7 protein-coding genes are annotated in these 8660 nt (G+C 30.9%); 2 read left to right on the forward strand and 5 right to left on the reverse strand.

Annotated elements, in window-relative coordinates; translation table 11 throughout:
- A partial coding sequence (locus J7M77_RS13060; protein WP_296879287.1) for an NAD(P)-dependent oxidoreductase occupies positions 1 to 584 on the reverse strand: 584 nt, incomplete at its 3' end.
- Between the two features lie 10 nt (positions 585 to 594).
- Positions 595 to 1680: a 3-phosphoserine/phosphohydroxythreonine transaminase gene (gene serC, locus J7M77_RS13065; protein ID WP_296879289.1), complete on the reverse strand. Its 1086-nt coding sequence runs from the start codon at positions 1678 to 1680 to the stop codon at positions 595 to 597.
- Between the two features lie 219 nt (positions 1681 to 1899).
- Between serC and J7M77_RS13070 the strand changes: the two genes are divergently transcribed.
- The gene (locus tag J7M77_RS13070; protein WP_296879292.1) at positions 1900 to 3558 is read left to right on the forward strand and encodes a VanW family protein; all 1659 of its coding nucleotides are present in this window, start codon (positions 1900 to 1902) and stop codon (positions 3556 to 3558) included.
- Positions 3559 to 3586: 28 nt separating this feature from the next.
- Here the strand turns inward: J7M77_RS13070 and J7M77_RS13075 are convergent, their stop codons facing one another.
- The 3 genes from J7M77_RS13075 to J7M77_RS13085 form a co-directional block, all read right to left on the reverse strand.
- A complete protein-coding gene (locus J7M77_RS13075) occupies positions 3587 to 4375 on the reverse strand; it encodes a PHP domain-containing protein (RefSeq protein WP_296879294.1) in 789 nt (262 codons plus the stop codon).
- Between the two features lie 522 nt (positions 4376 to 4897).
- Positions 4898 to 5668, reverse strand: coding sequence for an HAD-IIB family hydrolase (locus tag J7M77_RS13080; protein WP_296879296.1), 771 nt, complete (start codon positions 5666 to 5668; stop codon positions 4898 to 4900).
- Positions 5669 to 5673: 5 nt separating this feature from the next.
- Positions 5674 to 7530 carry a fructose-specific PTS transporter subunit EIIC gene (locus tag J7M77_RS13085; protein ID WP_296879298.1) on the reverse strand — a complete coding sequence of 619 codons (1857 nt, stop codon included), beginning with the start codon at positions 7528 to 7530 and terminating at the stop codon, positions 5674 to 5676.
- A 298-nt stretch (positions 7531 to 7828) separates the two neighbouring features.
- Between J7M77_RS13085 and J7M77_RS13090 the strand changes: the two genes are divergently transcribed.
- A partial coding sequence (locus tag J7M77_RS13090; RefSeq protein ID WP_296879300.1) for a magnesium transporter CorA family protein occupies positions 7829 to 8660 on the forward strand: 832 nt, incomplete at its 3' end.

Consider the following 8660-nt stretch of genomic DNA (forward strand, 5'->3'; position numbering starts at 1 on the left):
TAATCACATTCTTTATAAATTTCTTCCAATGAAGCTGCCTGGCGAGCATGTTTTGATAATGCCCAAGCAGCATCAACGCGAATGTAAGGATCATACCCTTTAACTTTCATATTTAATTTAATCGCTGCATTAGCTACATTGACCCCAATTGCTCCTAGACCAATAACTCCTAAAGTCTTTCCTTCAATTTCTGGTCCGACAAAGTTACTTTTACCAGCTTCAGCCGTTTTAGCGATATCCTGATCATCTTGTAATCCTTCGATCCATTCAATACTTTCAACGATCTTACGTGATGCTAGAAATAAACTACAAATAACTAATTCCTTAACAGCGTTAGCATTAGCACCTGGTGTATTAAAGACTACAATTCCGTTTTCACTACATTTTTCAATTGGAATATTATTTACCCCGGCTCCTGCTCTCGCGATTGCTTTTAAATTAGGATTAAAATCATAGTCATGCAATGAAGCTGATCTTACTAAGATGGCATCTTCATTGGTAATATCTTCACTATAAGTATAGTTATCATTAAATTTATTTAATCCAACTGGAGATATTTTATTTAACAGCTTTACATTATACATATTTTCACCCCTATTTGTTAGCTGCTTCAAAATCTTTCATGAAAGCAACTAATTTTTCGACTCCTTCTAATGGCATCGCATTATAGATTGATGCTCTAATTCCTCCGACAGAACGATGTCCTTTTAAATTAGTCATGCCTGCTTCAATACTTTCTTTTACAAACTTAGCATCTAAATCTTTATTTGGTGTTGTAAAAGTAACATTCATTAATGAACGATTATCTTTATCACTATGAGCTTTATAGAAATCACTGCTATCTAAATAATCATATAATAATTTAGCTTTTTCAATATTTCTTTTTTCCATTACTTCTAAGCCACCCATTTCATCGATCCATTCTACCACTAGACCTAAAACATAGATAGCGTATGCTGGTGGTGTATTATACATTGAATCATTTTCAATCATTAATGTATAATCCAATAATACTGGTGTTGTCGGTGCTACTTTTTGTAATAAATCTTTTCTAATGATCGCAACCCCTAATCCAGCGATCCCCATATTTTTTTGTGCTCCAGCATAAATCATTCCATATTTAGAAACATCAACTGGTTTAGATAAAATATTTGAAGACATGTCAGCAATAATTGGAACCCCATTAGTTTCTGGCACATATTTCCATTCCGTACCATAAATAGTGTTATTAGCACATAAATGAACATAAGATGCCTCTGGATCTAATTTCAATTCAGCTTGGCTTGGAATGTGTTTGAATCCATTTTCACTACCATCATAAGCAATATTAATTTCCCCATATTTTTTTGCTTCACTAGCTGCTTTTTTACTAAAAGATCCTGTAATAATATAATCAGCTTTACCATTTTTAAGTAAGTTTAATGGTACCATAGAAAACTGTTGTGTTGCTCCCCCTTGAATAAACACAATTTCATATTCATCTGGAATATTCATTACTTTTTTTAATAAGTTTTTTGTCTTATTAAAAATATCCAAATAGGAAGAGGATCTATGACTCATCTCCATTACACTCATTCCGCTATTTTCATAGTTAAGCATTTGTTTTGCCGCTTTTTCTAATACTGGTACAGGTAACATAGATGGACCTGCAGAAAAATTAAAAACTCTTTTTTCAGTCATATTCATACCTTCCTTTTTTCTTGTATATGAAAACAATTATATTGTATACAATCGCATTTGTAAAGTATAAATTTCAAAAATTGTATACAATAAGACAATTATACTATATATTTTATAAATTTAATCATATCTTAATTTTTCTCGATTCGACCAAAATTAATTGAATTATCAATTATTCTAGTATATGATAGTAAAGAAAAAAAATACGGGGTGAGTTATATGCAATTGGCAAAATTAAAATTAAACAAAAAAGTCTATTTAATCATTTCAGGAATTATTGCCTTAGTTATTATTGGTTATTTTGGATTATGTTTTTATGCAAGTGGAAAGGATTTTATTAAAGGTACCACAATTAATGATATCAATGTTGGGAATATGGCTTATGACCAGGCAATTGATGCATTACAAAAACAGTACCAGGAAGATGTTAAAAGTAATCAAATTATCCTAACCTTAGATGATCAGGAATATCCCATTAATCTCCAAGATAATTTATCATTTGATTTAGAAAAACAAGTTAAAAAAATCAGTAAAAAATCAACTAACTTTTTTACTCGCGGTTTTAACTATTTGTTTAATCATAAATATACTATTGGTGTTGAGATTGTTGATAACGATCGTTTAAATCAAGAAATTACTAATTCTAATATCCTTGGTTATAATACTGCCATTAAAACAACCTATGAATTAAAAGATAATGAAGTTGTTTTTACTAAAGGAAAATCCGGAAAAACAGCTGAAGTAAAATCAGTTAATAAAGCAATCAAAGAAGCTTTAAATGATTATGATTTTCAAGATAAAGTAGTATATACACCAGTTGATCATGAACTTGAAAATGATAATGAAATGGAAACACTATACCAGGAATTATCTAAAGGAGCAAAAAATGCCACATTAGATAAAAATAATAACTATGCTATTGTTCCTGAACAAAATGGCGCTAAGTTTGATTTAGATGAAGCTAAAAAAGAATATGATCAAACTGATGAAGGTAAACAGTTTAGTATTAAAGCAACGATCACAAAACCAGAAATTACCCAAGAGCTCTTACAACAAAATCTTTTTAAAGATGTTTTAGGAACCTACACTACTAATGTTAGCGGCACGGCTGTTCGTAAGAAAAACGTTCGTCTATCAGGAGAAAAATGTAATGATGTTATTTTACTTCCTGGTGAAGAATTTTCTTATAATAATGTTGTTGGTAAACGTACTAAAGCTAATGGTTTTGGTGAAGCAGCTGCTTATTTAAATGGCGAAACGGTTCAAGAAGTTGGTGGCGGTATTTGCCAGACATCATCAACTCTATATAACGCTGTATTGCTTGCCAACTTAAAAATTACTGAACGCTCTAATCATACTTATGTTTCTGGCTATGTTCCAATCGGCCGCGATGCTACGGTATCTTGGGGTGGACCGGATTTCAAATTTAAAAATGATCGCAGTTATCCCATTAAAGTGGTGATGTCTTATGCCAATAATAAATTAACTGCCCAAATTTATGGAACTAACGTAGATAATACTTATGTAAAAATCACTAGTAAACAATTATCATCAACGGCTTATACAACTAAATACGAAGATGATCCAACTTTACTAGAAGGACAAACAGCAGTTAAGCAAAAAGGAACTAATGGTTCCAAAGCTCAGTCTTGGCGCCATGTATATGATGCTAATGGTAATTTAATTTCTACTACTAAAGAAGCTTACAGTGTTTATAAAGGACATGAAGAAATTATTTTACGGGGAACAATGAAAGCTCCAGTGCCTACTACTCCTGAACCAACAACACCGACAACACCTTCTACGCCAACAACGGAACCAACGACCCCATCAACCCCTGCAACAAGTGAACCTGCTACCCCACCTACAACAACGTAAAAAAACCTAGGCAACTAGGTTTTTTATTTTACATCATTGTTTTTTCATAAATATCTTTAATATTCATCCCTACATGATCAGGACAATGAGCATCACTGGCAGTAATCATTGCAACCTGATGTTCTTTAAAAATATTAAGCAATTGATCACTTAACCCCTTATCCTGGTGATTATAACGATAATAACATCCCGTATTATTTTCCGCTTTCATGTGATGTTCATTTAAAAGATCAGCTAGTTGATGATATGTTGGAGTTAGATCATAATCAGGATAATAATTAAACATCTTAATTGTATCAGGATGTGCTAATTGCGTAAATAAATCTGATTTCACTAATTTAAATATTAAATCATAATAATTACGATAAATATCATTAACATCTTCCTGATCCCATAATATTTCTTTAGAAAAACTCATATCATATAATTTACCATTGATCGAATGAATTGCCCCAACAATAAAATCATAATGACGTTTACTTAAAACTTCACGAATATATTCTTCATGTTTAGGAACATAACATACTTCTAAACCAAAACTAACTTCAACCGGTAAATCAAGAGCTTTTACTTCTTGAATTAATTTATCATAGTCATCTAAACTATCTTTAAATTTCATTTTCTTATTTTCCAACCACTTTTTCTGCTGGGGGATTGCTTTTAATTCTTCATAAATTGGTTCAAATTCTTTAAAGCGATGAGTATGATCTAAAATTTGAATCTTCGTTAAGCCTTTTTCTTTAGCTGCGTTGACAAACTCTAAAACATATTCTTTGCTTAAATCTCCATATTCTAAATGCATATGACCATCAATCATTGTCATCCACCTTTCCTTTTTCTATGATTATATGCTTCTTTTTTAATAAAGTACAGTAATATTATCAATAAAAAAGATAACAAACTAGCTATCTTTTCATCAAACTAATTATTTAACATTCTAATTAAATTAAAAATATCAGTCAAATAATATAACTGCCTGATAGAACTATTATTAACTATTTTCATTATTTCCTTGGATAATTCCATTCGCTTTAATAATAACTTTATGATAATTTCAACAATATTGATTAGAAAAATAAATCATTAAATCTATAACTATTAATTTATATTGCTACTATATATGCTTACCTTTTCTATTAAAAAAGATAAAAAAATAAGGAGCCAGGGGAGACTCCTTATTATGATGGATGTATTTTTTTTGGGAGAGGGAATCATCCATCATTAGATTGTAAAACATATATGAGGGGATTAATATATTTTACAAATTATTATGGTTTGTCTTTCGACACTATTATCCTATCATTGGTGTATGAATTAAATGTGAACTAATTAAAAAATTTTATTTTATCCAGCCATGAACTTTACAAGCATTATAAATACCATTATTAATATTACTATCAGTAATATAATCAGCTTTCATTTTTAAAGCATCGCAAGCATTTCCCATCGCAATACGATAAAATTGTTCATCAAACATATCCAGATCATTATAATCATCACCAAAAACGACTACATCATCAAGTTTACCATCAATTAACTCCATTAAATCAATAATTCCCTGGTGTTTATCATCAGGCTGAAACATTAAATACTCTGATTCAAAACGAAGATTACCTAAAGTATTCATTAATGTTAATTTATCTTCTTCCTCTTTAGGAATTGAAATATAAAACTTATAAATATCATCAAGTTTATTATAATCAATACTAGCATCAATTAAATAACGAGTCGGTTCTTTACGAAAACCAGCTTGTTTTAAAAATAAAGTATTTTTACTATAAACATCAATACTATCAAATGGAGCTACTAAAACACCATAACCTAAATTTTCTGCCTGCTTGATTATCGCTAAAGACTTAGCTTTATCTAAAGGCGCATTTTTAACTAATTTCTGGTTTAAAACAATTCCATTTCCACCATTACATACCATATTGACCAAACCAATTTCTTCCATAAACTTTTTAGCTTTATAATATGCTCGTCCTGTAGCAATAGCGACAAAATTACCATTTGCCTGTAACTTATCTAAAGCTTCTTTAGCACTAGGAACAATTTTTTTGGTATGATTATCTGTAAGAGTCCCATCTATATCAAAAAATATATATTTCATTTATATCACTTACCTTTCTCTTTAAAAATCCCATATACCATCGCTCCACAACAGCTGCCAGCTAAGATAGCTACTAAATATCGAAGTGGATGAATCACTAACGGTAAAACAAAGATACCACCATGGACCAAAGCTACACCACAATTATATAACATTGAAAAACCACCAGTAATTGCTGCTGCAAGCATAAAAATAAATCGATATCCAGATACAAAAGGCAATGCTCCTTCACTAATAAACATTAACCCATTTAAATAATTAGTTCTACCTAGTTTACGTTGATTTTCAGTAAATTTAGGTTTAAATATCGTTGTGGCAATGGCAACCATTAATGGTGGTACCATTCCCGCGGCCATTACTGCTGCCATAAGCGTATAATTACCTTCAAGCACTTGACTGATTGCTAGAAGATAAGCAGTTTTATTAACCGGACCACCCATATCTACAATCATCATTACCCCTAAAATTATTCCTAAACATAAATTACCAATAATTGGTAAACTACTTAAAGTAACGGCAATAATTTGATTGATAGCACCAATATAAGGGCTAATTAGAATTGCTACTAGAAAAACGATGATTGAAACAAAAATTGGATAAATCACCATGACACTTAAACTATTCAAACTTTCTGGTAATTTAGACCATAATTTTTTAATTCCTAAAACTAAATAACCAGCAATAAATCCGATAATGATTGCTCCAAGTAATCCGGGATTATTACTATCTTGTAAATAATTACTATTTAAAGACATTCCAATCCCACCAACTAGTCCAACGCTAAAGCCTGGTTTGGCAGCAATCGCTTGAGCCAAATAGCCTGAAAACAATGCAGTAACACTTATCTGTAATACTGTTCCTGCTAAATACATTTGGCTTAACCACATATTATCATAAAATGTCTTAAAATTAAATAGACCATATTCTTGAATGAAAATAGGGATCGAAAGTAAGGCACCAATAGCTATTAAAATTGGTAAAGTCTGATTTAATGCTTCACCCAAATAGTTATAAAACTGTCTAAGTTTAGAAGTTTTAATCACCGTTTGTTTATTTTCATGATGATATACATCAATATCATCACTTAATGCTTTGGTAAGTAAATATTCAGGTTCTTTGATTGCTTTAGCGACATTGCAAATAACAATCGGTTTATTTTCAAACCGTGCCATCTCTACCTGACGATCAGCAGCCACAATAATCCCTTTAGCTTGAGCAATTTCTTCTTTGGTTAAAAGATTATCAATTCCCGAAGCCCCATTAGTTTCTACTTTTATATTTAAATTTAACTTACTTGCTGCCTGCTGTAAACTTTTAGCTGCCATATAAGTATGGGCAATTCCCGTTGGACAAGCAGTTACGGCTAGAAGATCATAACCAGACTGTTCTTCTTGAGAATTATCTAAAGTCATCTCTTTATTAATGATCAAATCATAAAAAGTCTTAGCATCTGGTGCCTGGATCAAATCTGCGACAAAACTTTCTTCCATCAATAATCCCGCTAATTTAGCTAATGCCTGCAAGTGAACATTAGCTTTATCAACACTAGCTGCAATCATAAAAAACAATTTACTTTTATTACCATCAGGGGCTTTAAAATCCACCCCATCTTTAACGACCATGGCCACGATAGTTGCCTGTTTGACCGCTTCACTTTGACCATGGGGAATAGCAATATCTTTGGCAACAGCAGTTGAAGAAAGCTGTTCGCGCTTATAGATTGCTTCTTGATATAAGTTACGATCACTTATATTCCCAGTTTTCATCATTAGATCAATTAAATGATTAATCGCTTCATCATAGCTAGCAACATTAGCATTAACATCAATGCTTTCTATTTTCAATAAATCAGTTATTTTCATTATTTATCCTCACTATACTAATCATTTTAAATCAGTATAAGTATATACCGACAATTTATTCCCGTCAAATCGATACTTAACGACAAATTTGCTGAAGATTCATAAAGAATTATTAATTAAGAAAATTTTATTTATTTCTAACATTTATTGTGTGAAAAATGGTTTAATTTGTGCTATAATAGGTCACCGAAAGAAGGTGTTATTATGTCTCCCGAGCCCGAGTCGTTTAGAAGATTATCACAATTGAATATAAACAGAGTGCAGGAGGCAAATAACCTCCTGTAACAAGGAGGTTAATATGTTAGAATTTTACAAAACTTTTGAAAATAAAACAGTTAAAATTGACCAGCCTGAATATGGATGCTGGGTCAATGCTGTTAGTCCTAGTGAAGAAGAAAAACAATTTTTGATTGATGAAATTGGAATTGTTCCTGAATTCGTTAAATCATCACTGGATGAAGAAGAAAGTTCTCACTTGGACTATGATGAAGATAGTAACCAGACTTTAATTATTGTCGATTATCCTAGTGCTGAGGATTCTAAAACCGATGATACCTTACAATATACGACCTTACCTTTAGGGATCGTTATGATGAAAGGTTATATTGTAACTATTGCCTTATATGAAAATCATAATATTAATGATATGGCTAGAGGGAATGTTCGAGGTATTGATACAACTTTAAAAACACGTTTTTTATTGTTGTTATTATTAAGAATTTCACAACGTTATTTGATTTATTTACGCCAAATTGATCGTTTATCATCGAGAACTGAACAGCGATTACATAAATCAATGCAAAATAAAGAATTAATTCAAATGCTTGGTCTAGAAAAATCATTAGTTTATTTTTCGACATCGCTTAAAACCGATGAAATTACTTTAAATAAGATCATGCGTGGTAAGCCAATTAAATTATATGATGAAGATCAAGAATTATTAGATGATGTGATGATTGAAATTCATCAGGCCATTGAAATGTGTAATATTTACTCAAATATTTTATCAGGTACAATGGATGCTTTTGCATCAGTTATTTCTAATAACTTAAATATTGTCATGAAAGTTTTAACTGTAATTACAATCGTTATGGCCATTCCGAATATCATTTTTAGCTTTTATGGAATGA

It is taken from the genome of Thomasclavelia sp., assembly GCF_017889095.1.
Taxonomy (GTDB): Bacteria; Bacillota_I; Bacilli_A; order Erysipelotrichales; family Coprobacillaceae; genus Thomasclavelia.

Coding starts and splice junctions, on each gene's coding strand:
- serC (WP_296879289.1), bottom strand. CDS start 1,680: ATGACTGAAAAAAGAGTTTTTAATTTTTCTGCAGGTCCATCTATGTTA.
- J7M77_RS13070 (WP_296879292.1), top strand. CDS start 1,900: ATGCAATTGGCAAAATTAAAATTAAACAAAAAAGTCTATTTAATCATT.
- J7M77_RS13075 (WP_296879294.1), bottom strand. CDS start 4,375: ATGATTGATGGTCATATGCATTTAGAATATGGAGATTTAAGCAAAGAA.
- J7M77_RS13080 (WP_296879296.1), bottom strand. CDS start 5,668: ATGAAATATATATTTTTTGATATAGATGGGACTCTTACAGATAATCAT.
- J7M77_RS13085 (WP_296879298.1), bottom strand. CDS start 7,530: ATGAAAATAACTGATTTATTGAAAATAGAAAGCATTGATGTTAATGCT.